The organism is Isoptericola dokdonensis DS-3, from assembly GCF_001636295.1.
Lineage (GTDB): Bacteria > Actinomycetota > Actinomycetes > Actinomycetales > Cellulomonadaceae > Isoptericola > Isoptericola dokdonensis.
In genome coordinates, this window is the sequence record NZ_CP014209.1 from 69614 (window position 1) to 94509 (window position 24896).

Here is a 24896-nt window from a genome sequence, read left to right on the forward strand (position 1 = left end):
GGTGGGACGGGCGGCCACCTGCGACGATCCGGGCATGGGAAAGGTCCACGAGCAGATCGACGACCGGCTGCGCGCGTTCATCACCGCGCAGCACCTGTTCTTCGTGGCGACGGCGCCGCGCGCCGACGACGGGCACGTCAGCCTCTCGCCGAAGGGCATCGCCGGGACGTTCGTCGTCGTCGACGAGCACACCGTCGCCTACCTCGACATCACGGGATCAGGCGTCGAGACGATCGCCCACCTGCGCGAGAACGGCCGGATCACCCTGATGTTCTGCGCCTTCGACGGGCCCCCGAACATCGTGCGCCTCCAGGGCCGCGGCCGCGTCGTGAGCCTGTACGACGACGAGTACCCGCGCTGGGCGGCGCGGTTCGACGACCTGCGCGGCGCGCGGGCGGTGATCGTCGTCGACGTCGAGCGGGTGTCCGACTCGTGCGGGTACACCGTCCCGCTGATGGAGCACGTCGGGGAGCGGGACCTGCTGCAACCGTTCATGGACCGCAAGGGCACCGAGGGTCAGGCCGACTACCGGCGTCTGAAGAACCGCACCAGCATCGACGGGCTGCCCGCCTTCGACGACGACCCGCGGGTCGCGGCCGAGGGGCCACCGGTCGCCGACGCCCGATGAGCCAGGGCGGGCTGCCCGTCCGGGCGGACGACGTCCGCGCCCTGCCGCGCGGCGTCGGCTCCGTCGAGCAGTGGGTGGACGACGTCGACGTCCTCATGGACGCCGGTCGCCGCGTCGCCGCGGCGCGGGCCGTCACCGGGTGACCTCGCGAGGTCGCCCTCGACGGGGCATCGTGGGCAACAGACCCGAGGAGGCGTCATGACCGACGACAGGATCACGGCCGAGGAGTTCGGCCGTCACGACGGCGTGGACGGCTGGACGGTGGCCGACGGCGCGGCGCAGGCGGTGTTCGACACCGGCTCGTTCGCCGCCGGCGTGCAGCTCGTCGACGCGATCGGCGAGCTCGCCGACGCCGCCGACCACCACCCCGACGTCGACCTGCGGTACCCCACCGTCACCGTGCGGTGCACGTCCCACGACGTCGGCGGGCTGAGCGAGCGCGACGTGGCGCTCGCGGCCCGGATCACCGCCGCGGCGCGGGAGCTGGACGTCCCGGTGCGGACCGGTACGGGCTGACCGGACGGGCCCGACCGGACCGGCTGCCCGTCCGGGCCGGGCGTCTGCGCGCCGACCTGCGGCGACACCCCGTGGACGGTCCTTCCCCGCGGGCCTGCCGATGCCCTACTGTGCGGGCAGCACCGCGTCGTGGCGGTGCGTGTTCAGGCCGCCGGGCGGCCACGGAGGGGGAGCGGTGGCGGTCTCAGAGCTCGCGATCGAGACGCACGGTCTGCGCAAGACGTACCGCACGGTGCGCGGTCGCACGGTCGGTGTCGAAGGGCTCGACCTCGCGGTCCCGCAGGGTGGTGTGCACGGCTTCCTCGGGCCCAACGGCTCCGGCAAGACGACGACGATCCGCATGCTCCTCGGCCTGGTGCGTCCGGACAGCGGCACCGCCGCCGTGTTCGGCGTCCCGGTGCCGCAGCGCCTGCCCGAGGTCGTGGCCCGCGTGGGCGCGATCGTCGAGAGCCCGAAGTTCTTCCCCGCGTTCAGCGCGCGCCGCAACCTCCAGCTCCTCGCCGACGGCATCGGCGCGCCCCGCGCGCGGGTCGACGAGGTCATCGAGCAGGTCGGCCTGCACGGCCGGGCACGCGACCGCTACCGCACGTACTCCCTGGGCATGAAGCAGCGGCTCGCCATCGCCGCGACCCTGCTCAAGGACCCCGACCTGCTGATCTTCGACGAGCCCACCAACGGGCTCGACCCGGCCGGCATCCACGAGATCCGCCAGACCATGCGGGCCCTCGGCGACCAGGGCAAGACGGTGCTCGTCTCCAGCCACATCCTGGCCGAGGTCGAGCACGTCGCCGACACCGTGTCGATCGTGACCCGCGGCCGGCTCGTCGCGTCGGGTCGTGTCGCCGACCTCCTCGGCGACGCGACCGGCGCCACGGTGCAGGTGCAGGTCGCGCAGGCCGACGTCGAGCAGGCGACGCGGGTGCTCGCCACCGCGGGGTACGTCGTGCGGTCCGACGGCGGGCGCCTCGTCGTCGACGGCGCCGCCGACGCGGCCGAGCTCAACCGGCTGCTCGGCGGGCAGGGCGTGTGGGCGAGCGAGCTCGTCGTGCGCCGTCCCGACCTGGAGTCGGTGTTCCTCGGTCTCACCCAGCACGACGTGCCCGGCGGGACCTCCCACCGCGGTGAACGGCGCCTGTGGGGCGGCGGGGGTGCCGGAGGGCGGCACGGCGACGACGGCGTCGGGCCGGTCGGCGCGACGGACGAGAGCACGGACGGGGTGCGGGCATGATGCGGCTGTTCCGGGTGGAGCTGCGCCGGCTGTGGTGGCGGCGCGTCACGTGGGGTGCCTGCCTCCTGGCGGTGGTCGTCGCGGGGATCACCGTGTTCAGCGGGCTGGGGAACGCCAGTCCGCCGAGCGCGCAGGAGATCGCCGACGCCGAGCGGTACTACGCCGAGGAGCTCGAGTGGTGGGAGCAGGACGGCGAGGAGCAGGTCGCGCAGTGCCGCGAGGACGAGGCGGCGGACGCCGACCCGGCGGCGGACTACGGCTGCGACCAGATGGCCCCGCAGCTCGAGTTCTTCCTGCCCCCGACGGTCGAGTACTTCCCCGACGCCGGCGCCCGGGAGTGGTTCACCGGCGTCCCGGTCGAGGGTGAACCGGGCACCGACCCGCAGGTCGCCGAGATCCAGGCCGGCTTCTGGCACGGCTGGGGCGGGCTGCCGGGCACCGTGACCGCGACGTGGTTCCTGCTCATGCTGGCGCTCGTCGTCGGCGTCAGCTTCGTCACCGCGGAGATCGGCGCCGGGTCGCTCGGCATGTGGCTGACCTTCGAGCCGCGGCGCCGGCCCGTCTATCTGGCCAAGGCCGCGGCCGCCGCCGTCGGCGCGCTGCCGGTCGTGCTCGCGGGGTGGCTGGTCGTCGTCGGTGGTCTGTACGCGGTGCACGCGGCGTTCGGGACCGTCGGCGACGCGAGCGCCGCCGCCTGGACCGAGGTCGCGACGTTCACCGGACGTCTCGCGGTCGCGGGGGCGGCGGCTGCGGCGATCGGCGTCGCGCTGGGGATCCTGCTCAAGCACGCCGCTGCGGCGATCGGGGTGGCGGTCGGGGTGCTGTGGGCCACCGCGTTCCTCGGCTTCGGCACGGGGGCGGCGCAGCGATGGATGCCGGTCGTCAACCTCGACGCGTGGATGCGCGGTGGGTCGACCTACGGTTTCTCCGTGGTCTCGAGCGACGACTCCGGCCAGTACACCGACCAGTGGGTCGAGCGGGCGGTGACCCAGGCGCAGGGCGGCCTGTACCTGCTCGCGCTGGTCGTCGTGCTGAGCCTCGCGGCCCTCCTGGTGTTCCGGCGTCGCGACGTCTCCTGAGTCCGCAGGTCGTCGAACCGATGTCCCAGATGCTGGGACGATCGAACCGCAGCGTGACATCGGCGCGACGACGGCGTAACGTGCGTCACGTGCAGACGATTCTTCTCGTAGTACTTCCAGGGCGCGCCGGCTGAGGCCACCGCACCGGGCTTCGTCAGCGCGCTCACCCCTCGTCAGTCCCCGCAGCAGCATCAGGGACCGAGGGGTTTTTCGTTGCACCGAGCAGGTCAGCACCACCCCAGCACCACCCCCAGACACCCAGATCGAGCGGCAGGAGAGACCGATGGCCCAGCCGAACCCGACACCCGCCCAGGTGGCAGCGCGCACCGCACCGCGCGGTGTCGAGCAGTCCGCGGGCGTGCCCGTGACCGGCGCGGAGTCGATCGTCCGCTCCCTCGAGGCCGTCGGTGTCGACACGGTCTTCGGCATCCCCGGCGGCGCGATCCTGCCGACCTACGACCCGCTGATGGACTCCGCCTCCGTGCGCCACATCCTCGTGCGCCACGAGCAGGGGGGCGGCCACGCGGCGTCCGGGTACGCCCACGCCACCGGCAAGGTCGGCGTGACCATGGCGACCTCCGGGCCCGGCGCCACCAACCTGGTGACCCCCATCGCGGACGCCAACATGGACTCCATCCCCATGGTCGCCATCACCGGCCAGGTCGGTGAGTCCCTCATCGGGACGGACGGGTTCCAGGAGGCGGACATCGTCGGCATCACCATGCCGATCACCAAGCACTCCTACCTGATCACCGACCCGGCCGAGATCCCCCGCACCATCGCCGAGGCGTTCCACATCGCCTCCACCGGTCGCCCCGGTCCCGTGCTCGTCGACATCGCGAAGTCCGCCATGCAGGCGGCGACCACGTTCTCGTGGCCGCAAGAGCTGGCGCTGCCCGGCTACCACCCGGTGACGAAGCCGCACGCCAAGCAGGTCCGGGAGGCCGCGCGGCTGCTGGCCTCCGCCCGCCGCCCGGTGCTCTACGTCGGTGGTGGCGTCATCCGCGCCGGCGCCGCGCAGGCCCTGCGCAAGCTCGTGGACCTCTCCGGCGCCGCCGTCGTGACCACCCTCATGGCCCGGGGCGCCGTTCCCGACTCCCACCCGCAGCACCTCGGCATGCCCGGCATGCACGGCACCGTCCCCGCCGTCGCCGCCCTGCAGAAGGCCGACCTCGTCGTCGCCCTCGGCGCGCGCTTCGACGACCGCGTCACCGGCAAGCTGTCCAGCTTCGCGCCGCACGCCGCGATCGTGCACGCCGACATCGACCCCGCCGAGATCGGCAAGAACCGGGCCGTCGACGTCCCCATCGTGGGCGACCTGCGCGAGGTGATCACCGACCTCGTGCCCGCGCTCGAGGCCGAGCAGGCGACGGCCGGCAAGCCCGACGTCGAGGCCTGGTGGCGGCAGATCGACACGTGGCGCGAGACGTACCCCCTGGGATACACCGCCACCGCCGACGGCCACCTCGCCCCGCAGCACGTCATCTCGCGCCTCGGCGAGCTCACCGGCCCCGACGCGATCTACGTCTCCGGCGTCGGCCAGCACCAGATGTGGGCCGCGCAGTTCATCCGGTACGAGCGCCCCAACACCTGGATCAACTCCGGCGGCCTGGGCACCATGGGCTACTCGATCCCCGCCGCGATGGGTGCCAAGGTCGGCGCGCCCGACCGCACCGTGTGGTCGATCGACGGTGACGGCTGCTTCCAGATGACCAACCAGGAGCTCGCCACCTGCACGATCAACGACATCCCCATCAAGGTGGCGCTGATCAACAACAGCTCGCTCGGCATGGTCCGGCAGTGGCAGACCCTCTTCTACGAGGAGCGGTACTCGAACACCGACCTGCACACCGGGCACGGCACCGCGCGCGTCCCCGACTTCGTCAAGCTCGCCGACGCGTACGGCTGCATCGGGATCCGCGTCGAGCACGCGAGCGAGGTCGACGACGCCATCAAGCGCGCCAACGAGATCGACGACGTGCCCGTCGTCGTCGACTTCACCGTCTCCCGCGACGCCATGGTGTGGCCGATGGTCGCCTCCGGCGTCAGCAACGACGACATCCAGTACGCCCGCGGCATCTCGCCCGCATGGGACCGCGAAGACTGAGGACGGAGCCACCACCATGTCGTCACGCCACACCCTGTCCGTCCTGGTCGAGAACAAGCCGGGCGTCCTGACGCGGGTCGCCGGCCTGTTCGCCCGCCGCGCGTTCAACATCCACTCCCTCGCGGTCGGTCCGACCGAGCACGAGGAGATCTCCCGCATCACCGTCGTCGTGGACGTCGACGAGCACCCGCTCGAGCAGGTGACCAAGCAGCTCAACAAGCTGATCCACGTCATCAAGATCGTCGAGCTCGACGCCGAGTCGTCCGTGCAGCGCGAGCTGCTGCTCGTCAAGGTCCGCGCCGACGCCGCCACGCGGTCCGGCGTGCTGGAGGTCGTCGAGCTGTTCCGCGCGAACGTCGTCGACGTCGTGCCCGACACGGTCGTCATCGAGGCCACGGGCACCCGCGCCAAGCTGGAGGCGCTGCTGGGCGCACTCGAGCCGTACGGCGTCCGCGAGATCGTCAAGTCCGGGACCCTCGCCGTCGGGCGCGGGTCGCGATCCATCACCGACCGGGCGCTGGAGCGCGTGCGCAGCGCCTGAGACGCGTCGCGGGTGCCGTCACGGCACCTGCCAGAATCACCCCGAGCTTCACCACCGAGGAAAGAGGAGCACCACCGTGGCCGAGATGTTCTACGAGGACGCAGCCGACCTGTCCATCATCCAGAGCAAGAAGGTCGCCGTCATCGGTTACGGCAGCCAGGGTCACGCCCACGCGCTGAACCTCCGCGACTCCGGTGTCGACGTGCGCGTCGGCCTGCGCGAGGGCTCGCCGTCGGGCGTGAAGGCCCAGGACGCCGGCCTGCGCGTCCTCACCGTCGCCGACGCGGTCAAGGAGGCCGACGTCGTCGTCATCCTCGCGCCGGACCAGAACCAGCGCGACCTCTACCGCGACCAGATCGCCCCGAACCTCAACGAGGGCGCTGCGCTCGTCTTCGGGCACGGCTTCAACATCCGCTTCGGCTACATCAAGCCCGAGGCCGGCCACGACATCCTCATGGTCGCCCCCAAGGGCCCGGGCCACCTCGTGCGCCGCGAGTACGTCGACGGCCGCGGCGTGCCCGTGATCGTCGCCGTCGAGCAGGACGCCTCCGGCGCCGCCTGGGACCTCGCGCTGTCCTACGCGGCCGGCATCGGCGGCCTGCGGGCCGGTGGCATCAAGACCACCTTCACCGAGGAGACCGAGACCGACCTGTTCGGCGAGCAGGCCGTCCTGTGCGGTGGCGCGTCGCAGCTCGTCCAGTACGGCTTCGAGGTCCTCACCGAGGCCGGCTACCAGCCCGAGGTCGCCTACTTCGAGGTGCTGCACGAGCTCAAGCTCATCGTCGACCTCATGGTCGAGGGCGGCATCGCCAAGCAGCGCTGGTCCGTCTCCGACACCGCCGAGTACGGCGACTACGTCTCCGGCCCGCGCGTCATCTCGCCCGAGGTCAAGGAGAACATGAAGGCCGTGCTCGCGGACATCCAGTCGGGTGCCTTCGCCGAGCGCTTCATCGCCGACCAGGACGCCGGCGCCCCGGAGTTCAAGGAGCTCCGCGCCAAGGGCGAGACGCACCCCATCGAGACCACCGGTCGCGAGCTCCGCAAGATGTTCGCGTGGATCAAGCCCGCTGACTCCGACTACACGGAGGGCAGCGCCGCTCGCTGACACCACCCCTGTCACGAGCGTCGCGCGCGGCCGTCGTCCCCACCCCGGGACGGCGGCCGCGCGTGCATTCCCGGCCCGCCGCGAGTCAGCGCACGATGGCGCGAGTCAGCGCACGATGGCGCGAGTCAGCGCACGATGGCGCGAGTCAGCGCACGATGGCGCGAGTCAGCGCACGACGGCGCGGGACGGCGCGAGTCAGCGCGAGGGGACGACGACGCCTGCCAGGTCGAGCCCGGTGTCGACGAGCTCGGCCCGCTCCAGCCCCGCGACGTCCTCCAGCCGGTGCCAGGCGACGTCGTCGGTGGAGCCGTCCACCTCGACCCGGAGCTCACCGCCGACGACGTGCGCCCGGTAGAGGATGCGCAGCCCGTGCATCGCGGACGGGTCGTCGACGTGCGTCGGCGCGAGGACCCGTCTGCCCTCGGCCACGACGATGCTGTCGATGCCGAGCAGGCCGTCCAAGACGACGTCGTAGCCGGTCTCCTCCCGCACCTCGCGCACGGCGGCGTCGGCCGGGTCCTCACCGGGGTCGAGGCCGCCGCCGGGGAGCGTCCAACCGGACTGGTGGTCGCCGGACCGCCAGTGGGGGAGCAGCACCCGGCCTTCGTCGACGATCACGGCGTAGGCCGCCACCCGCAGTCTCATGCCGCCATCCTGGCGTGCCGTGCCGCGCACTGCTGCCCGCAACGTCCGTCCCCGTCCCCGTCGGCTCGGGGCCGGCCGCCTCGCCGGCCGGTGCGCTGACTCGCGGTGGTGTGCGCTGACTCGGGTGGTCCGTGCGCTGACTCGCGGTGGTGTGCGCTGACTCGCCGACCGGTGGCGGGGGCGGCGGCCGGTGGCGCAGGGTGGCAGGATGGCCGCATGACTGACGACGTGACCTCGGGCGACGTCCCGCAGGACCCGCAGCAGAGTGGTCTGGACGACCTCGTGCAGGCGGAGCGCATCACCGCGTTCTGGGAGTCGGCCCGGCCGAAGGCGGGGCGGACGAGCCACGGCGGCGCCGTGGGGGAGCGGTCGGAGAACGTGGTGCCGCCGCCCGCATGGGCCTTCGGGGACTCGCCGGGGCTCGCCGACGAGCTGCTGGGTCTGGTGCTGGCGGGGACGAAGACGGCGACGGCGAGCGCGCTGTGGGAGTTCGAGGTGGCGGAGGAGCCGCTGCCACGGCGCGGCGACCTGTCGATCGTGCTCGACGGCGAGGGCGCCCCGCGAGCCCTGATCCGCACGGACGCGGTGGAGACGGTGCCGTTCGACGAGGTCACCGCCGAGCACGCCCGGCTCGAGGGCGAGGACGACCTCTCGCTGGCGGCATGGCGCGAGGGCCACGAGACGTACTGGCGGCGCACGCTGGAGGCGGCGGGTCGCACGTTCGACCCGTCGATGCCGGTGGTCTGCGAGCGGTTCACCGTCCTGTACTCCGAGTGATGTCGGTGGCCCGCGCTAGCGTGCGGGTCACCGAGAGGAGACGACGATGACCCTGCGCTGGTACTCCACGGTGGTGGAGTCGACGGACCCGGGTGCGCTCGCCGCGTGGTGGGCGGGGGCGCTCGGCTGGGAAACGGCGTACGCGGCCGACGACGAGGTCGTCCTCGTGCCGCCGTGGGCGCGTGAGCTCACCGAGCAGCTGGAGTTCCACCGGGTGCCGCCGGGCATGGTGTTCGTCCGGGTGGAGCACGAGAAGGTGGGCAAGAACCGGCTGCACTGGGACTTCGCGCCGCACACGAGCGACGACCGGGACGCGGAGATCGCGCGGCTGGTCGGGCTGGGGGCGACGGTGGTCGACGTGGGGCAGCCCGCGGACGCGTCGTGGACGGTGCTCGCGGACCCGGACGGCAACGAGTTCTGCGTGCTGTCGGCACGCGAGTTCTGACACAGGCTGCCATCCGCATCGTGAGACAGGTGTCCCGCATCCTGGTAGGTGCGGCGTAGCATCGCCGCATGACGCGCAACATCGACCTGGCAGTGGTGGCGGGTGACGGCATCGGGACGGAGGTCGTCGAGCAGGGCCTCGCGGTCCTCGAGGCGGCCCTGGCCGGCTCCGACGTCAAGGTCGCCACCACCGAGTTCGACCTCGGGGCGCGTCGCTGGCACGCGACCGGTGAGACGCTCACCGACGACGACCTCGGCCGCATCCGCGAGCACGACGCGATCCTGCTCGGCGCCATCGGCGACCCGACCGTGCCCTCCGGCGTGCTGGAGCGCGGTCTGCTGCTCAAGCTGAGGTTCGCGCTGGACCACTACGTCAACCTCCGCCCGGGCAAGCTGTACCCGGGCGTGAAGAGCCCGCTCGCCGAGCCGGGCGAGGTCGACTTCGTGGTGGTCCGCGAGGGCACCGAGGGTCCGTACGTCGGCAACGGCGGTTCGGTCCGCACCGGCACCCCGCACGAGATCGCGACCGAGGTGTCGGTCAACACGGCCTTCGGTGTCGAGCGCGTGGTGCGGGACGCCTTCGCCCGCGCCCAGGCGCGCCCCCGCCGGCACCTGACGCTGGTGCACAAGCACAACGTGCTCGTGCACGCCGGGCACCTGTGGCGCCGCACCGTCGAGGCCGTGAACGCCGAGTTCCCGGACGTGACGACCGACTACCTGCACGTCGACGCCGCCACCATCTTCCTCACGACGAACCCGTCGCGCTTCGACGTCATCGTCACGGACAACCTGTTCGGTGACATCCTCACCGACCAGGCCGCCGCGATCACCGGTGGCATCGGCCTCGCGGCGTCGGCGAACATCAACCCCGACCGGACCGCGCCGTCGATGTTCGAGCCGGTGCACGGCTCCGCGCCCGACATCGCCGGTCAGGGCAAGGCCGACCCGACCGCCACGGTCCTGTCGGTCTCCCTCCTGCTCGACCACCTCGGCCTCACCGCCGAGGCGGCGCGCGTCGAGGCGGCGGTCGCGGCCGACCTCGCCGAGCGTGGCGGGCGAGTACGGTCGACGGCCGAGGTCGGGCAGGAGCTCGCTGCCCGCGTCGCCGGCTGACCGGCGCACCTCGACGACCTCGGCCGTCGTCCCCGAACCGTCCCCCCGACTCCCGTCCGGGGTGGCCGTGTGGTGGACGCGTCCGACCGGTGCCCGCGGGACCGCGAGTCGTGGAAAACTACAGGGGTCACCCGGTGAAAGGCCCTTGCGATCATGACCACGACCTCCCCCATCCTGCCCACCGAGCTCGAGGACCTCGTCGAGCTGTTCGACGTCGCCCCGACGGACTCGCCCACGCCTGACGACGAGCGCGAGGCCGCGCTCGCGAGCCCGCGCTTCGGCACGGTGTTCACCGACCACATGGCGCGCATCACGTGGCGCAAGGACACGGGCTGGATCGACCGCCGCATCGAGAAGTACGGCCCGCTCCAGCTCGACCCGGCGACCGCCGTCCTGCACTACGCGCAGGAGATCTTCGAGGGCATGAAGGCGTACAAGCACGCCGACGGCTCGGTGTGGACGTTCCGCCCGGACGCCAACGCGGCGCGGTTCGCCCGCTCGGCGCACCGGCTGGCGCTGCCCGCCCTCAGCGTGGACGACTTCATCGGGTCGATCGCCGCCCTGGTGCGCACCGACCTCGCCTGGGTGCCCGGCGGCGAGGACTCCAGCCTGTACCTGCGCCCCTTCATGTTCGCCTCGGAGGCGTTCCTCGGCGTGCGCCCGGCGACCGAGGTCGAGTACCTGTGCATCGCGTCGCCGGTGGGCCCGTACTTCGCGGGCGGTGTGAAGCCGGTGTCGATCTGGGTGTCGCAGGACTACCACCGTGCGGCCCCGGGCGGCACGGGCGACGCCAAGTGCGGCGGCAACTACGCGGCCAGCCTGCTCCCGCAGACCGAGGCGCAGGAGAACGGCTGCGACCAGGTGTGCTTCCTCGACTCCACGACGAACACGTTCCTCGAGGAGCTCGGCGGCATGAACGTGTTCGTCGTCAAGGCGGACGGCACGGTGCACACGCCCGAGCTCACGGGATCGATCCTCGAGGGCGTGACGCGCTCGTCGATCCTGCAGCTCGTGACGGACCGCGGCCACGGGGTGGTCGAGCGTCGGATCCCGCTGACGGAGATCGTCGACGGGCTCGCCGACGGCAGCATCACGGAGATCTTCGCCTGCGGCACGGCGGCGGTCGTGACGCCGATCGGCCGGCTCGCCGGTGGCTCGTTCGACCACCAGGTCGGTGGCGGTGAGCCCGGCGAGCTGACGATGGCGATCCGCACCGAGCTCACGGACATCCAGTACGGCCGTACGCCCGACCGCCACGGCTGGATGCGCCGCCTGGCCTGACGGCACCGCACGACGACCTGACCGTCCGACGGGAGGGGCCGGGACGCGTGGCTTCCACGACGACCCTCGCGGAGCTGAACCGGACGACGCTGGCGCGCCAGCACCTGCTCCGCCGGTCCGGCGCCCGCCGGACGGCGGAGCAGATCGCCGGTGACGTCGGCGGGCTGCAGGCGCAGCACGCCGACATGCCGTACCTCGGCCTGGCGGCACGGCGGACCGGTGCCGCGGTCGACGCCGTCCAGGACGCACTGACGGCACGCCTCCTCGTCAAGGCCACCGCGATGCGGTCGACGCTCCACCTGCTGCCGGCCGCACGGTGGGCGGCCGCCGACGTGGTGTCGGCGGAGGCCCGGCTGGCGGCGTGGCGTCCGAGCGCACGTCGCGCCGGCATCGATCTCGTCGAGCTCAACGCGGCGGTGCGTGAGCACTGCGCGCAGCCCCGCACGGTCGACGAGGTGGAGGCGTTCGTCGTCGACCGGCACCCGGGGGTCGACGCCGCGGCGGCAGTCCCGGGCGGCGTGTCCCGGGCGTGGTGGCGGCTCGCGTCGGCCGGTGGCGGGCTGGTGCACGTGCCGCCGAGCGGGTTCTGGCACGAGCACGGCACCCACCGGGTGGTGGCCGGTGCCACGTGGCTCGGTTCCGCCGACCGTCCGGACCCCGACGGCGCGCGAGCCGACGTCGTCGAACGCTACCTGCGGGCCTTCGGGCCGGCGACGCGCGCCGACGTGGCCCGCGGCGTCGGGATCCGCGGTCGACGGCTCCTCGAGGCCGCCCTGGACCGCCTGGACCTGCGGGAGCTGACCGGTCCTGACGGTGCGGGGCTGCTGGACCTGGCCGACGCCGAACTGGTGCCGGGCGACGCCCCGGCGCCCGTCCGCCTCCTGCCGCGCTGGGACCACCTGCTGGTGGCGTTCGACGACCGCTCCCGGCTGCTCGACCCGGCCGTCGTCGAGCACGTGTACCGGCGCAACGGCGACGTGCTGCCCACGGTCTGGGTCGCCGGGCGGGTGGTGGGCACCTGGTCGTGGGACGGCGGAGCGGTGCGGCTGACCGCCGTCGCGGACCTGGCCCCCGACGTGCGGGCCGCCATCGAGGCCGAGGCGCGCACGGTCCTGGCCGCGGTCGCGCCGGGCCGGCGGGGGTCGGACCTGGAGATCAGATGGGCCGACGATGCACGAGGGTCCGGCCGAGCACGCCGCTGAGCATCGAGAACACGGCGATGCCGAGGACGATCCAGACCAGTCCCGTCATCGTGGCGTCGAGGGGGTCGGCGCCGCCGGTGAACGGCAGCGCCACGAGGATCACCGTGGTCAGGGCGACGAGCCAGCCGAAGAACATGCGGGCCCGGGGCGCCGCGAGCACGAGGAGCTGCAGCACCACGGCCGCGACGAGCGCGTACACGGCCCCCGTGAAGACCCACGACACGTGGTGCCCGACACCGAGCGGGTCGGGCGCGACGAGCGTGAGCCCGAACACCTCCTCGAAGATGACGGAGCACGCGAGGCCGAGGAGCGCGCTGACGAGCACCGTCACGGCGGCGCCCGACCAGTACCGGCTGACGACGAGTCCTGGCTGCGTGGGCCGGGTGTCGTCGACGACGGGGTCCCAGGCGGGGTCGTCCGCGGCGGGCACGACACCGGGCGGGACGTCCGCCTGACCGGCCGCGTAGCCGGCGTCGTAGGCCTGACCGGCCGGGTGTCCGGCGGTGGGGGTCGTGCCGTGGGGGGCAGGCTGGTGCGAGCCGCCCGCGGTGCGGTACGGGTCGGGCTGTGCGGGGTACGCGCCGGGGTCGTCCTGCGCGCCGGGCCGCCGAGGGTCGTTCACGTCTGCCTCCTCCAGGAGTGGTGGGACACAGCGGACCACAGATCGGGCGAACCCACCACACATCGCCCGAGCCGGACGTCCCGGCGGCGGGTGTCCACGTCGCGGAACCGCGTGACCGCGGCGTGGACGGTGTGGCACCATGTGACGCATGACTCGCGCGTACCCGCGTCCGCAGCACCACAGCCGGTGGCTCTGCCTCATTAGCTAGCGCGTCCGGCCCACCCGCCGGACGCGCAGACCTTCCGTACCCGGAGGGTCTTTTTTGTTGTCCCGAATCGTTCAGCCCCTGGGGAGCCCCCGATGGTCACCGCCCCGTTCCACGTGTACGACACCACCCTGCGCGACGGTGCGCAGCAGGAGGGGATGAACCTCTCCGTCGCCGACAAGCTCGCGATCGCGCCGCTGCTGGACGAGCTCGGCGTCGGGTTCATCGAGGGCGGCTGGCCGGGCGCGATCCCCAAGGACACGGAGTTCTTCCGGCGCGCGGCCAAGGAGCTGGAGCTGCGGAACGCGGTGCTCGCGGCCTTCGGCTCCACCCGCAAGGCCGGCACCCGGGCGTGGGACGACCCGCAGGTGCGGGCCCTGCTGGACTCCGAGGCTCCCGTCGTCACGCTGGTGTCGAAGTCGGACGTGCGGCACGTCGAGCGGGCCCTGCGGACCACCCCCGACGAGGGCCTGGCGATGATCCGCGACACCGTCGAGTTCCTCGTGCGCGAGGGACGCCGCGTCGTGGTCGACGCCGAGCACTTCTTCGACGGCTACCGGTTCGACGCCGCCTTCACCACCGAGGCCGTGCGGGTCGCCTTCGAGGCGGGCGCCGAGGTCGTGGCGCTCTGCGACACGAACGGCGGCATGCTCCCGGCGTGGGTGAGCGACACGGTGGGGGCGCTGCGCGACACCCTCGGCCTCGTGCACGGCCGCGACGCCCGCGACGGCGACCCGCTGCTCGGCATGCACGCCCACAACGACTCGGGCTGCGCCGTGGCGAACACCCTCGCCGCCGTCGACGCCGGGTGCGCCCACGTGCAGGGCACGGTCAACGGGTACGGCGAGCGCACGGGCAACGTCGACCTGGTGACGGTCGTGGCGAACCTCGCGCTGAAGAGCGGCATCGACACCCTCGCAGGGGACGGCCTGGCCGAGGCCTCGCGCATCGCGCACGCCGTCGCCGAGATCACGAACATCTCCCCGTACGGACGCCAGCCCTACGTCGGCGCGAGCGCCTTCGCGCACAAGGCGGGCCTGCACGCCAGCGCCATCAAGATCGACCCCGACCTGTACCAGCACATCGACCCCACCGCCGTGGGCAACGACATGCGGATGCTCGTCTCCGACATGGCCGGCCGCGCGTCCATCGAGCTCAAGGGCCGCGAGCTCGGCTTCGACCTCGCCGGTCAGGGCGAGCTCCTCACCCGGGTGACCACCCGGGTCAAGGACGCCGAGGCGCGCGGCTACACGTTCGACGCCGCCGACGCCTCCTTCGAGCTCATCCTGCGCGAGGAGCTCACCGGCGAGCGGCCCCACTACTTCCGCATCGAGTCGTGGCGCACGATCGTCGAGACCACCGGCGACGCCCGCAACGCCGACCGGCACGACGCCGAGGCCGTGGCCGAGGCGACGGTCAAGCTGCACGCCGGGGGCGAGCGGATCGTCGTCACCGGAGAGGGCAACGGCCCGGTCAACGCGCTCGACCAGGCGCTGCGGCACGCCCTGACCCGCGTCTACCCGGCCATCGAGAAGTTCGACCTCATCGACTTCAAGGTGCGCATCCTCGACGCCGAGCACGGCACCGACGCCACCACCCGCGTCCTGGTGGAGACCAGCGACGGCGAGCGGTCCTGGTCGACGGTCGGCGTGGGCCCCAACATCATCGAGGCCGCCTGGGAGGCGCTCATCGACGCGCACGTCTACGGGCTGGTGCACGCCGGCGTCGAGGCGCTCTGAGGAGGCCACGGCTCCCGCGTCGGTCGGTTCCTCCCCAGACGAGCAGAGGGCCCTGGCGCACGATCGTCTCTTCCCGAAGTGGAGCGCCCCCTGGGGCGCGTGAACGCGATCGTGCGCCAGGGCCCTCTGCTCGTCGTCGGCGGGCCCGGGTCACCGCGTGCCGGTTAGGCTGGCCGGGTGCGCGGTGAGTACAAGGTTCCCGGTGGCAAGCTCGTGGCGGTCGACCTGACGGTCGACGACTCGTCGGGACCCGGCGTCCTGCGGGACGTCCGGATCTCGGGCGACTTCTTCCTCGAGCCCGACGAGGCTCTCGAGGTCATCGACCGGGCGCTGACCGGGCTGGCTGCCACGACGTCGTCCGCCGAGCTGACCCGGGTCGTCGACGACGCGCTCGCCGCGGCGGAGGCGTCCGGCGAGGTGCCCGGCCCGGTGGCGATGGTCGGTTTCGACGCCCGGGCCGTCGCGGTCGCCGTCCGCCGTGCGCTGGGACTCGCCACCACGTGGGACGACCACACGTTCGAGGTGCTGCGGCCCGGCCCGCTGCCCCCGCGCACGCTCGGCGCCCTCGACCAGGTCCTCACCGAGGAGCTCGCCCAGGGCCGTCGCGGCCCCACCCTGCGGTTCTGGGAGTGGGACGAGCGCGCCGTGTTCATCGGCTCCTTCCAGTCGTACCGCAACGAGATCGACGACGCGGGGGTCGAGAAGCACGACGTCACGGTGGTGCGCCGCATCTCCGGCGGCGGCGCCATGTTCATGGAGGCGGGCAACTGCGTGACGTTCTCCCTCGTCGTGCCGGCGTCGCTGGTCGACGGGCTGAGCTTCGAGGCGTCGTACGCGTTCCTCGACGACTGGGTGCTGGGTGCGCTCGCCGAGCTGGGTGTCGAGGCACGGTTCGCCGGGATGAACGACGTCGCCTCTCCCGCGGGCAAGATCGCCGGGTCGGCGCAGAAGCGGCTGGCCGGGGGAGCGGTGCTCCACCACATGACGATGGCCTACGACATCGACGCCGACAAGATGCTCGAGGTGCTGCGCATCGGCCGCGAGAAGTTGTCCGACAAGGGCACGAAGAGCGCCAACAAGCGGGTGGACCCCCTGCGCTCGCAGACGGGGCTGCCGCGCGAGAAGGTCGTCGACGCGTTCGCCGACTACTTCGCCCAGCGGTACTCGACGGTTCCCTCCGCGCTGCGGCCCGACGAGCTGGCCCGCGCCGAGGAGCTCGTGCGCACCAAGTTCGCCACGCCGGAGTGGACCCACCGGGTGCCCTGACCGGCCGGACGGCGGCGTGCCGCGGCGCATCGTCGTCGGGCGGAGCGGTCAGGCGGCGGGACGCGCCCCGAACACGGCGGTGCCGAGCCGCACGATCGTCGCACCCTCCGCGACGGCGAGCTCGAGGTCGGTCGACATCCCCATGGACAGGTCGCGGGCGTCCGCGGTGCCGGGCGCCCCGGACGCCAGCACCTCGTCGCGCACGTCGCGCAGGCGTGCGAACCCGGCGCGCACGACGGTCGTGTCGTCGGACCGCGCGCCGATGGTGAGGAAGCCGGTGAGCCGCAGCCCGTCGAGCCGGGCGACGGCGGCGGCCAGCGCCGGGGCGTCCGCTGGAGTCACGCCGGACTTCGTCGCCTCGCCCGAGACGTTGACCTGCACCAGGACGTCGAGCGTGCGCCCGGCGCGCACGCACCGCTGCGCCACGGCCTCGGCCAGCGGGAGCCGGTCCACCGACGCGAGCCCTGTGACGACGGGCAGCATCTGGTTGACCTTGTTGCGCTGCAGCGGGCCGATCATCTGCACCTCGAGGCGGCCGGCCGCCACGAGGTCCGCCAGTGCCGGCGCCTTGGCCACGAGCTCCTGCACCCGGTTCTCGCCGACCAGGACGGGGGCGTCGTCCCCGCGCGCGGCGGCGAGCTCGGTCGCGGCGGCGACGGCGTCCAGCACGGTCGCGGCGTCCTGCGTCTTGGTCGCGAGCATCATCCGGACGGACGCCGGGTCACGGCCCGCGGCGGTCGCGGCAGCGTCGAGGCGGGCGCGCGCGGCGAGCACCCGGTCGTGGAGCGTGGAGGGCATGGGACCAGTCTAGGAACCGGTCCGGGGGTTCCCTGATACCGCGGGGGCGCCTCGTCGGGGGACAATCGGTCCATGAAGGCGCTGCTCAACATCATCTGGCTCGTGTTCGGCGGGTTCCTGCTGGCTCTCGGCTACGTCGTGGCGGGCATCCTGTGCTGCATCACGATCGTGGCGATCCCGTGGGGCATCGCGTCGTTCCGCATCGCGGGGTACACCCTGTGGCCGTTCGGCCGGTCGGTCGTCGACAAGCCGGGCGCCGGCGGCTGGTCCGTGCTGGGCAACGTCGTCTGGTTCGTCTTTGCCGGCTGGTGGCTCGCCCTCGGGCACGTGGCCACGGCGATCGCGCAGGCGATCACCATCATCGGGATCCCGCTGGCGATCGCGAACCTCAAGCTCATCCCGATCTCCCTGCTCCCGCTGGGCAAGGACATCGTGGACAGCGACGCCCGGTACCCGGCCTACCAGCACTGAGTCGCGGTCCCGACCGGCTCCCCGCAGGAGCCGGGCCGTCTCAGAAGAGCGTCGCGATGAGCAGCGCGGTGGGCACCGAGACCGCGGCCATGACGAGCGTCGGCAGGATGAACGAGTGGTTCACCACGTACTTGCCGATCCGGGTGGAGCCGGTCCGGTCGATCTCGACCGCGGCGAGCTGGGAGCCGTTGGCCGGCAGCGTCATGACGCCGCCCATCGCGGGCAGGTAGGCCGCGAGGGTCGCCGTCGGCAGGCCGAGGCTCATGCCCAACGGGATCATCGTGTTCACCGCCGCCGACTGGCTCGTGGTGGCCGCCGCGACGAGGAACAGGCCGACGGCGAGGAACCACGGGTTGTTGGTCGCCACCTCCGTGAGCCCGCCGATGACGGTCTCCTCGTTCCCGGCGATGAACGTGTTCGCCAGCCACGCGATACCGAGCAGGGCGATGATCGCCGTCAGTCCGGACTTGGTGAGCGGGGCGTCCAGCACCTCGGCCGGCTTGACCTGGCCGACCAGCATGACGACGAGCGCGACGGCGAGCATCACCATCGTCAGCAGGGTGGTGAGGCTGAGCGTCACCGTCTCGCCGTCGACGGTCCACGACGGCAGCAGCCCGTCGAACGCGCCGAGCAGCACGACCAGCGCGACGCCGAGGAAGAACACGCCCGCCGCCCGCTTGGCGCGCGGCTCGACGGCGGTGACGGTCGTCGTGGCGGTGGCCGCGCCGTCGGCACCCCCGGCGGAGCGCGGCGGCGTGACGAGACCTTCGGCCAGGCGGCGCTGGTACTCGGGGTCGTCGGCGAGCTCGCGACCGACCCGGGACTGGACGAGGGCCGCGACGATCGTGCCGAGCAGGACGGCGGGCAGCGTGATGAGCAGGATCTCGCCGAGCGAGAGCGCGTCGTCCCGGTTGCCCGTGAGGCCGACGAACGCCGCCATCGCCGCGGCGACGGGGCTGGCCGCCAGCGCGAACCCGGACACGGCGACCGACGTCGCCAGCGGTCGTTCGGGCCGGATGCCGCGCTCGTAGGAGACCTCGTAGATGACCGGCAGCAGCGGGAAGATGATGTTGCCCGTGCCGGATCCGGCGCAGAACAGGAACGTCATGAGCGGCGCGAGGTAGTTGACCAGGCGCGGACGCGAGCGGATGACCTTCTCGGCGAGCACGACCAGGTAGTCGATGCCGCCGGCGGACTGCATGGCCGACGCGGCGGTGATCACCGCGAGGATGACGAGGATCGCCTCCCACGGGATGTCGCCGGGCTGCTCCTGGAAGACGAAGACGAGCACCAGGACGCCGACGGCGCCCCAGAGGCCGAGGCCGATGCCGCCCATGCGCACGCCGAGGTAGATCCCGGCGACGACGACGAGCGCTTCCAGCACGAGGACGAGGGTGTCCACGGTGCTCCTTCCGTTCGGCGGGGCACGGCTGCGGGCTGCCGGCCCGCGCGGCGGGTCAGTCCTGGGCGAGCGCCTGGAGCAGGAGCGCCTGCGCGAGGGCCATGTGCTCGATCTCGCTCGGGTCGACGCTCTCGTCGGGCCCGTGGATGTTGGCGTGCTGGGCGTCCTCCGGTCCGACGAGCACGAAGTCGGCGTGCGGCGCGACGGCGCGCAGGGTCTCCAGGAGCGGGATCGAGCCACCGGAGCCGACCGTCTCGACGGGCCGTCCGTAGGACGTGGCGAGCGCGTCCCGCATGAGGCCGAACGCCCGCCCGTCGGTGGGCTGCGAGAACGGCGGCGACTTCTTGTCCTCGGTGACGGTGACCCGCGCGTTGCCGGGCACGTGCGCGCGCAGGTGCGCGACGAGGGCGTCCATCGCCTCCTGGGCGTCCTGCCCCGGCGGGATGCGCATCGCCACCACGGCCTTCGCCCGCGGCTGGAGCACGTTGGACGCCTCGGCGGTCGGGGTCACGTCCATGCCGAGCACGCTGACCGACGGGCGGGCCCACAGCCGGGACGCGACGCGGCCCGTACCGACGAGGTCGACGCCGTCGAGCACGCCCGCGTTCGCGCGCAGCAGCTCCTCGGCGTGGTCCGCGCCGTCCCACTCGCCCGACGCGACGCCCTGGACCGCGCACGCGCCGTCGTCGTCGACGAGCGTGGCGAGGGCCCGGATCAGCGCCATGAGGGCGTCGGGCGCGGCGCCGCCGAAGAGGCCGGAGTGGACGGGTGCGGCGAGCGTCTCGACCTCGATCACGGCCTTGACGTGGCCGCGCAGCCCGACGCTCAGCACGGGCTCGCCCACCACGAGGTTGCCCATGTCGGCGACCACCATGACGTCGGCCTGGAAGTCGTCCGGGTGCGCCACGACGTGCGCCTCCAGGTGGGAGATCGTCTCCTCCTCGCCCTCGACCACCAGCCGCACCCCGACGGGCGGGCGACCGTCGAACGCGGCGAGCGTGGCGAGGTGGATCGCGACGCCGCCCTTGTCGTCGGCGGCGCCGCGCCCGTGCAGGCGTCCGTCCACCCAGGTCGGCGTCCACGGGTCGGTGGACCACTGCTGCGACGCGGGCACCGGCTGGACGTCGTAGTGGGCGTACAGCAGGACGGTCGGGCGGCCCGGGGGAGCCGGGATCTCCGCGGTGACGGCGGGGTACCCGCCGTCGACGGGCGTCACGTGCGCCTCGACGCCGTGCCGGCCGAACGCGTCGACGATCCGCTGTGCCGCCGCGTGGACGGGCTCGGGCGGGAAGCCCGGGAACGCGCACGACGGGATCGCGACGAGCGCCTCGAGCTCGGCGAGCACCTCGGGCATGAGGCCGGCGATCTTCGGGCGCAGCACGGAGTCGTCGAGGGCGGGGCCGCCCGGTCCCGGGACGCCGTCGCTGGTGGGAGCGGTCATGGCTCGACGGTAGCGCCGGGCCGCGGGCTCGGCGCGACGAAGCCGGCCGCCCGGACCCGGTCGGTGCGGACGGCGCTCAGCGGGCGACGTCGGCGGTGACGCCCCCGGTGAGCCGCAGCAGGTCCGCCGGGGCGAGGGAGAGGTCGAGGCCGCGGCGTCCGGCCGAGATGTAGACGACGTCGAACCCGGTCGCGGTGGCGTCCAGCACGGTGCGCAGCCGCTGCTTCTGCCCGAGCGGGGAGATGCCGCCGACGACGTACCCGGTGGCGCGCTGCGCGACGGCCAGGTCGGCCATCGTGGCCCGCTTGCCGCCGACGGCGCGGGCCAGCGCCTTGAGGTCGAGGCTCCCGGCGACGGGCACGATCCCGACGACGAGCGCGCCGTCGACGTCCGCGAGGAGCGTCTTGAACACCTGGGCGGGGTCGGCGCCCAGCGCGGCGGCGGCCTCCAGCCCGTAGCTCAGACCGGAGGCGGGGTCGTGCTCGTAGGGGTGCAGGGTGTAAGGGACGCCCGCCCGGTCGAGCGCGACGATCGCCGGGGTGCCGTGGGAGGTCTGCGCGTTCTTCTTCGCCACGCGGCCGATTGTGCCGGACGGCACCCACCGGGCGCCCGGTCGCGTCCGGTCCGTGGGCGCAGTCCCGTACCGTGGGCGGGTGCTCGCCCTCCTCGTCCTGGCCATCCTCGTCGGCGGGGCGCTCCAGCGTGTGACGGGGATGGGCTTCGGGCTGGTCGCCGGACCGTTCATCGTGCTCATCGTCGGCCCGCTCGAGGGTGTCCTGTTCGTCAACCTCGCGGGCGCGATCGCCTCGACGGTGATCCTCGGGCGCGTGGTGCGCGACGTCGAGTGGGCGAAGTTCGGCTGGCTGCTCGCCTCGTCGCTGGTCGTCACCGTGCCCGCCGCGCTGCTGCTGCGCGACGTCAGCGCCCCGGTCCTGGAGATCACGGTCGGCGCGATCGTGATCCTCGCGATGACGCTCGCCGTGGTCACCTCGCGGCTGCGCGCGCACGGCACCCACGTGGTGCGGCCGGACGCCCGCTGGCCGCTCACGCTGACGGGGATGTCCAGCGGCGTCGGGTCGGTGGCCGCCGGGATCGGCGGCCCGCCCGTGGCCGTCTACGCCGTCCTCAGCGACTGGGAGCCGAAGAAGTTCGCCGCGACCGCCCAGCCGTACTTCGCCGCGAACGCGCTGGCCGCGCTCACCGCCAAGCTGGTCCTCGCCGACGCGTCGTTCCCCGCCCTCGACCCGTGGCAGTGGGTGGTGGTGATGGCGGCGATCCTGGGCGGCCTCGGCATCGGCGAGGTCCTCGCGCCGCGCGTGTCGGCCGCGCGCACCCGTCAGGTGCTCGTCGCGCTGGCGTACGTCGGCGGCGCCGCGACCCTCGTGCGCGGCGCCGTCGGCCTCTGAGCCCTGGTCGTCGGGCTGGTCAGAGGCGCCCGACGCCGAGCACCCGCACCGCCGGTGCGCCCGCCTCGTCGCTCGCGGCGAGGTCGACGTGGGCGGTGATCGCCCAGTCGCGGTCGCCGTCGGCGTCGTCGAGCACCTGCCGCACCCACCACACGCCCGCCGGGACCGCGGACGAGTCCGCCGGCAGCGCGCCGGACGGCAGCTCGGCGCCCGGCTCCAGGATCGTCACGAGCGCGCTGGCGCGGGACTGCGGCCCGATGCCGATCGCCTCGTCGCCCTGCGCCTCGAACAGCGCGTCGAGGGCGTCGGCCCACGCGTCGCCGTCCCAGCCGGACGCGGCGTCGAGCCGGCCCAGGGCGTCGTAGTCCTCGCGGGCGGCGAGCTCGACCCGGCGGTACAGCGCGTTGCGCACCAGGCGGCGGAACGAGCGCGGGTTGCCCGTGACCGGGCGGGCCGGGGCCTCGGCACCCGCCTCGGCGAGCTCACCCTCCACGACGTCGTCGGCGTCGTCGTCGACCGGGTTCTGCAGCCGCTCCCACTCGTCCAGCAGCGACGAGTCGACGCCGCGCACCAGCTCACCGAGCCACTCGACGACCTCCGCGACGTCCTCGGTGCGGTGCTCCTCGGGCACGACCTGGCGCACCGCGCGGTAGGCGTCGGCGAGGTAGCGCAGCACCACGCCCTCGGTGCGCTCCAGCGCGTAGGTGCTGACGAGCTCGGCGAACGTCATCGCCTGCTCCAGCATGTCCCGCACCACCGACTTGGGGGCGAGCTCGGCGTCGGCGACCCACGGGTTCGAGCGCTTGTACATCTCGAAGGCCGGGCCGAGGAGGTCCGCCAGCGGCTTCGGCCAGGACACCTCCTCGAGCAGCTCCATGCGCTCGTCGTACTCGATGCCCTCGGCCTTCATCGCCGCGACGGCCTCGCCGCGTGCCTTCTTCTGCTGGCCGTAGAGGATCTGGCGCGGGTCGTCGAGGGTGGCCTCGATGACGGAGACGACGTCGAGGGCGTGCGTGGGCGAGTCCACGTCCAGCAGGTCCATCGCGGCCAGGGCGAACGGGGACAGCGGCGCGTTGAGCGCGAAGTCGCGGGGCAGGTCGACGACGAGCCGCACGCTCGGCCGGTACCCGGCGGGGCGCGAAGCGTCGGGCACGCGGACCTTCTCCACGACGCCCGCGACGCGCAGCGACCGGTAGATGCGCAGCGCCTGGCGCACGTGCTCGGCCTGCTGGGCGTCGGTGTCGTGGTTGGCGGTGAGCAGGTGCCGCATCGCCTCGACCGGGTCGACGGCGTCGTGCCGGGCGCCGTCGCCGCGGGTGCGCGCCAGCACGTTGAGCACCATCGCGTGGTTGACGGAGAACCGGCTCGACAGCGGCTCCGGCGGGGCGTCCCGCAGCCGCTCGAACGTCGAGTCCGTCCAGTTGACCGACCCGGTGGGGGCCTTCTTGCGGACGATCTTCTTCAGCTTCTTCGGGTCGTCGCCCGCCTTGGCGACGGCCTTGCGGTTCTCGATGACGTGCTCGGGCGCCATGACGAGCACCTCGCCGAGCGTGTCGAACCCGGCCCGCCCGGCACGGCCCGCGATCTGGTGGAACTCGCGCGCCGACAGGTGACGCATCCGCTCGCCGTCGAACTTCACCAGCGACGTCATGAGCACGGTGCGGATCGGCACGTTGATGCCGACGCCGAGCGTGTCGGTGCCGCAGACGACCTTGAGCAGACCCTTCTGGGTGAGCCGTTCGACGAGCCGCCGGTACTTGGGCAGCATCCCTGCGTGGTGGACGCCGATGCCGGAGCGCAGGTACTTGCTCAGCACCTTGCCGAACCCGGTGCCGAACCGGAACGCGCCGATCTCGGCGACGATCGCGTCCTTCTCCTCCTTGGTCGCGATCTTCGAGCTGAGCAGCGCCTGCGCCCGGTCGACGGCGTCCTTCTGCGTGAAGTGCACGACGTACACCGGGGCGCGGCGGGTCTGGACGAGCTCGTCGATGACCTCGGGCAGCGGCTCCAGCACGTAGGAGAAGGTCAGCGGGACGGGCCGCTCGGCGTCCGCGACCTCGGCGACGTCACGGCCCGTGCGCTCGGTGAGGTCCTCGCGCAGCCGCGTGGTGTCCCCGAGGGTGGCGCTCATGAGCAGGAACTGGGTGTGCGGCAGCTCCAGCAGCGGCACCTGCCACGCCCAGCCGCGCTGCGGGTCGCCGTAGTAGTGGAACTCGTCCATGACGACCTGCGCGATGAAGTCGTCGTCGCCGGGCGTGCCGGCGCCGCGGCGCAGCGCGAGGTTGGCGAGGATCTCCGCGGTGCAGCAGATGATCGGGGCGTCGGCGTTGACCGCGGAGTCGCCCGTCATCATGCCGACGTTGCGCGAGCCGAACGCCGCGACGAGGTCGAAGAACTTCTCGCTGACCAGCGCCTTGAGCGGCGCGGTGTAGTAGGTGCGGCCGCCGCCGCCGGAGCGGCGGGCCGCGAGCGCCGCGAACTGGGCGCCCATCGCGACCATCGACTTGCCGGACCCGGTGGGGGTCGCCAGGACGACGTGCGAGCCCGTCATGAGCTCGAGCAGCGCCTCCTCCTGGTGCGGGTAGAGGCTGCGGCCACCGCCGGCGGCCCACTGACCGAAGCCCTCGAACAGCACGTCCGGGTCCGGTGCCTTGCCGGTGGGGGCGGGCAGGTACGGCAGGAGCGTGCCGGCGGGGCGGGCGGTCGTGGGGGCGGCGTCGGTGGCAGTCATCGTGCGGTCATTGTGTCAGCCGGGACGCCGGGCCCGGGTGCCGGTGGGCGAGGGGTGCCCGACGTGCCCCCGGCGCGCGACGCGCGCCGGCTCTCTCCACGAGGAGTCGCGGGGAGAACCGGCACGCTCGATGCCGTGCACGCCCGGGA

Annotated in this window: 24 protein-coding genes; 17 read left to right on the plus strand and 7 right to left on the minus strand. The window is 73.1% G+C overall.

Annotation, left to right across the window (positions count from 1 at the left end; translation table 11 throughout):
- Nucleotides 1-34 precede the first annotated feature (34 nt).
- From I598_RS00270 to ilvC, 8 genes are all read left to right on the plus strand, one after another.
- Nucleotides 35-628, plus strand: a complete 594-nt coding sequence (locus tag I598_RS00270; RefSeq protein WP_068200118.1) for a pyridoxamine 5'-phosphate oxidase family protein — start codon at nucleotides 35-37, stop codon at nucleotides 626-628.
- Nucleotides 625-771, plus strand: a complete 147-nt coding sequence (locus I598_RS17525) for a hypothetical protein (RefSeq protein ID WP_157557107.1) — start codon at nucleotides 625-627, stop codon at nucleotides 769-771. Before I598_RS00270 ends, I598_RS17525 begins: the two co-directional genes overlap by 4 nt.
- Before the next feature lie 55 nt (nucleotides 772-826).
- Nucleotides 827-1144 carry a 4a-hydroxytetrahydrobiopterin dehydratase gene (locus I598_RS00275; RefSeq protein WP_068200121.1) on the plus strand — a complete coding sequence of 106 codons (318 nt, stop codon included), beginning with the start codon at nucleotides 827-829 and terminating at the stop codon, nucleotides 1142-1144.
- A gap of 175 nt (nucleotides 1145-1319) precedes the next feature.
- Entirely contained in the window at nucleotides 1320-2372 is a 1053-nt protein-coding gene (locus I598_RS00280; RefSeq protein ID WP_232314216.1) for an ABC transporter ATP-binding protein, read from the plus strand.
- Nucleotides 2369-3451: an ABC transporter permease subunit gene (locus tag I598_RS00285; RefSeq protein WP_083972732.1), complete on the plus strand. Its 1083-nt coding sequence runs from the start codon at nucleotides 2369-2371 to the stop codon at nucleotides 3449-3451. Before I598_RS00280 ends, I598_RS00285 begins: the two co-directional genes overlap by 4 nt.
- A 283-nt stretch (nucleotides 3452-3734) precedes the next feature.
- A complete protein-coding gene (locus tag I598_RS00290) occupies nucleotides 3735-5558 on the plus strand; it encodes an acetolactate synthase large subunit (RefSeq protein WP_068200153.1) in 1824 nt (607 codons plus the stop codon).
- Between the two features lie 16 nt (nucleotides 5559-5574).
- A complete protein-coding gene (gene ilvN, locus I598_RS00295; protein ID WP_068200157.1) occupies nucleotides 5575-6099 on the plus strand; it encodes an acetolactate synthase small subunit in 525 nt (174 codons plus the stop codon).
- A 76-nt stretch (nucleotides 6100-6175) separates the two neighbouring features.
- Nucleotides 6176-7204 carry a ketol-acid reductoisomerase gene (ilvC, locus tag I598_RS00300; RefSeq protein WP_068200160.1) on the plus strand — a complete coding sequence of 343 codons (1029 nt, stop codon included), beginning with the start codon at nucleotides 6176-6178 and terminating at the stop codon, nucleotides 7202-7204.
- Nucleotides 7205-7399: 195 nt separating this feature from the next.
- Here ilvC and I598_RS00305 read toward each other — a convergent pair whose 3' ends face one another.
- On the minus strand, nucleotides 7400-7849 hold the full coding sequence (locus I598_RS00305) for an NUDIX hydrolase (protein WP_068200163.1): 450 nt from the start codon (nucleotides 7847-7849) through the stop codon (nucleotides 7400-7402).
- Between the two features lie 216 nt (nucleotides 7850-8065).
- Between I598_RS00305 and I598_RS00310 the strand changes: the two genes are divergently transcribed.
- The 5 genes from I598_RS00310 to I598_RS00330 all read left to right on the plus strand — a co-directional run bounded on the left by I598_RS00310 (nucleotide 8066) and on the right by I598_RS00330 (nucleotide 12666).
- Nucleotides 8066-8626, plus strand: a complete 561-nt coding sequence (locus I598_RS00310) for an ASCH domain-containing protein (RefSeq protein ID WP_068200167.1) — start codon at nucleotides 8066-8068, stop codon at nucleotides 8624-8626.
- Nucleotides 8627-8672: 46 nt separating this feature from the next.
- A complete protein-coding gene (locus I598_RS00315) occupies nucleotides 8673-9071 on the plus strand; it encodes a VOC family protein (RefSeq protein ID WP_068200170.1) in 399 nt (132 codons plus the stop codon).
- A gap of 68 nt (nucleotides 9072-9139) precedes the next feature.
- Nucleotides 9140-10183: a 3-isopropylmalate dehydrogenase gene (locus I598_RS00320; RefSeq protein ID WP_068200173.1), complete on the plus strand. Its 1044-nt coding sequence runs from the start codon at nucleotides 9140-9142 to the stop codon at nucleotides 10181-10183.
- A gap of 153 nt (nucleotides 10184-10336) precedes the next feature.
- Nucleotides 10337-11464: a branched-chain amino acid aminotransferase gene (locus I598_RS00325; RefSeq protein ID WP_068200177.1), complete on the plus strand. Its 1128-nt coding sequence runs from the start codon at nucleotides 10337-10339 to the stop codon at nucleotides 11462-11464.
- A gap of 47 nt (nucleotides 11465-11511) precedes the next feature.
- Complete coding sequence (locus I598_RS00330; RefSeq protein ID WP_068200180.1) at nucleotides 11512-12666, plus strand: winged helix DNA-binding domain-containing protein; 1155 nt, start codon at nucleotides 11512-11514, stop codon at nucleotides 12664-12666.
- On the opposite strand, the gene I598_RS00335 is transcribed toward I598_RS00330, so the two are convergent.
- A complete protein-coding gene (locus tag I598_RS00335; RefSeq protein WP_068200183.1) occupies nucleotides 12620-13288 on the minus strand; it encodes a hypothetical protein in 669 nt (222 codons plus the stop codon). The genes I598_RS00330 and I598_RS00335 overlap by 47 nt on opposite strands.
- A 300-nt stretch (nucleotides 13289-13588) precedes the next feature.
- Between I598_RS00335 and cimA the strand changes: the two genes are divergently transcribed.
- Together cimA and I598_RS00345 are read left to right on the plus strand one after the other, a co-directional pair.
- Nucleotides 13589-15232: a citramalate synthase gene (gene cimA, locus I598_RS00340; protein WP_068200188.1), complete on the plus strand. Its 1644-nt coding sequence runs from the start codon at nucleotides 13589-13591 to the stop codon at nucleotides 15230-15232.
- Nucleotides 15233-15409: 177 nt separating this feature from the next.
- Nucleotides 15410-16498, plus strand: a complete 1089-nt coding sequence (locus I598_RS00345; RefSeq protein ID WP_068200189.1) for a lipoate--protein ligase family protein — start codon at nucleotides 15410-15412, stop codon at nucleotides 16496-16498.
- 48 nt (nucleotides 16499-16546) lie between these two features.
- On the opposite strand, the gene I598_RS00350 is transcribed toward I598_RS00345, so the two are convergent.
- Nucleotides 16547-17296: a YggS family pyridoxal phosphate-dependent enzyme gene (locus I598_RS00350; RefSeq protein WP_068200192.1), complete on the minus strand. Its 750-nt coding sequence runs from the start codon at nucleotides 17294-17296 to the stop codon at nucleotides 16547-16549.
- 72 nt (nucleotides 17297-17368) lie between these two features.
- Here I598_RS00350 and I598_RS00355 point away from each other — a divergent pair, with 72 nt between their 5' ends.
- The gene (locus I598_RS00355; protein ID WP_068200195.1) at nucleotides 17369-17767 is read left to right on the plus strand and encodes a YccF domain-containing protein; all 399 of its coding nucleotides are present in this window, start codon (nucleotides 17369-17371) and stop codon (nucleotides 17765-17767) included.
- Between the two features lie 40 nt (nucleotides 17768-17807).
- On the opposite strand, the gene I598_RS00360 is transcribed toward I598_RS00355, so the two are convergent.
- From I598_RS00360 to ybaK, 3 genes are all read right to left on the minus strand, one after another.
- Nucleotides 17808-19169 carry an anaerobic C4-dicarboxylate transporter family protein gene (locus I598_RS00360; protein WP_068200198.1) on the minus strand — a complete coding sequence of 454 codons (1362 nt, stop codon included), beginning with the start codon at nucleotides 19167-19169 and terminating at the stop codon, nucleotides 17808-17810.
- Nucleotides 19170-19224: 55 nt separating this feature from the next.
- Nucleotides 19225-20610, minus strand: a complete 1386-nt coding sequence (locus I598_RS00365) for a M20/M25/M40 family metallo-hydrolase (protein WP_083972733.1) — start codon at nucleotides 20608-20610, stop codon at nucleotides 19225-19227.
- A 76-nt stretch (nucleotides 20611-20686) separates the two neighbouring features.
- Complete coding sequence (ybaK, locus tag I598_RS00370; protein WP_068200200.1) at nucleotides 20687-21184, minus strand: Cys-tRNA(Pro) deacylase; 498 nt, start codon at nucleotides 21182-21184, stop codon at nucleotides 20687-20689.
- Between the two features lie 79 nt (nucleotides 21185-21263).
- Here ybaK and I598_RS00375 point away from each other — a divergent pair, with 79 nt between their 5' ends.
- Nucleotides 21264-22016 (plus strand): sulfite exporter TauE/SafE family protein, encoded by a 753-nt coding sequence (locus I598_RS00375; protein WP_068204650.1) that lies wholly within the window; start codon nucleotides 21264-21266, stop codon nucleotides 22014-22016.
- 19 nt (nucleotides 22017-22035) lie between these two features.
- On the opposite strand, the gene I598_RS00380 is transcribed toward I598_RS00375, so the two are convergent.
- Nucleotides 22036-24747 carry a DEAD/DEAH box helicase gene (locus tag I598_RS00380; RefSeq protein WP_068200203.1) on the minus strand — a complete coding sequence of 904 codons (2712 nt, stop codon included), beginning with the start codon at nucleotides 24745-24747 and terminating at the stop codon, nucleotides 22036-22038.
- Between the last annotated feature and the right edge of the window lie 149 nt (nucleotides 24748-24896).

Bases quoted from the DNA above. Each gene is read 5' to 3' on its own strand.
- I598_RS00270 (WP_068200118.1), top strand. From the start codon at position 35: ATGGGAAAGGTCCACGAGCAGATCGACGACCGGCTGCGCGCGTTCATC.
- I598_RS17525 (WP_157557107.1), top strand. From the start codon at position 625: ATGAGCCAGGGCGGGCTGCCCGTCCGGGCGGACGACGTCCGCGCCCTG.
- I598_RS00275 (WP_068200121.1), top strand. From the start codon at position 827: ATGACCGACGACAGGATCACGGCCGAGGAGTTCGGCCGTCACGACGGC.
- I598_RS00285 (WP_083972732.1), top strand. From the start codon at position 2,369: ATGATGCGGCTGTTCCGGGTGGAGCTGCGCCGGCTGTGGTGGCGGCGC.
- I598_RS00290 (WP_068200153.1), top strand. From the start codon at position 3,735: ATGGCCCAGCCGAACCCGACACCCGCCCAGGTGGCAGCGCGCACCGCA.
- ilvN (WP_068200157.1), top strand. From the start codon at position 5,575: ATGTCGTCACGCCACACCCTGTCCGTCCTGGTCGAGAACAAGCCGGGC.
- I598_RS00305 (WP_068200163.1), bottom strand. From the start codon at position 7,849: ATGAGACTGCGGGTGGCGGCCTACGCCGTGATCGTCGACGAAGGCCGG.
- I598_RS00310 (WP_068200167.1), top strand. From the start codon at position 8,066: ATGACTGACGACGTGACCTCGGGCGACGTCCCGCAGGACCCGCAGCAG.
- I598_RS00315 (WP_068200170.1), top strand. From the start codon at position 8,673: ATGACCCTGCGCTGGTACTCCACGGTGGTGGAGTCGACGGACCCGGGT.
- I598_RS00320 (WP_068200173.1), top strand. From the start codon at position 9,140: ATGACGCGCAACATCGACCTGGCAGTGGTGGCGGGTGACGGCATCGGG.
- I598_RS00325 (WP_068200177.1), top strand. From the start codon at position 10,337: ATGACCACGACCTCCCCCATCCTGCCCACCGAGCTCGAGGACCTCGTC.
- cimA (WP_068200188.1), top strand. From the start codon at position 13,589: ATGGTCACCGCCCCGTTCCACGTGTACGACACCACCCTGCGCGACGGT.
- I598_RS00350 (WP_068200192.1), bottom strand. From the start codon at position 17,296: ATGCCCTCCACGCTCCACGACCGGGTGCTCGCCGCGCGCGCCCGCCTC.
- I598_RS00355 (WP_068200195.1), top strand. From the start codon at position 17,369: ATGAAGGCGCTGCTCAACATCATCTGGCTCGTGTTCGGCGGGTTCCTG.
- I598_RS00365 (WP_083972733.1), bottom strand. From the start codon at position 20,610: ATGACCGCTCCCACCAGCGACGGCGTCCCGGGACCGGGCGGCCCCGCC.
- I598_RS00380 (WP_068200203.1), bottom strand. From the start codon at position 24,747: ATGACTGCCACCGACGCCGCCCCCACGACCGCCCGCCCCGCCGGCACG.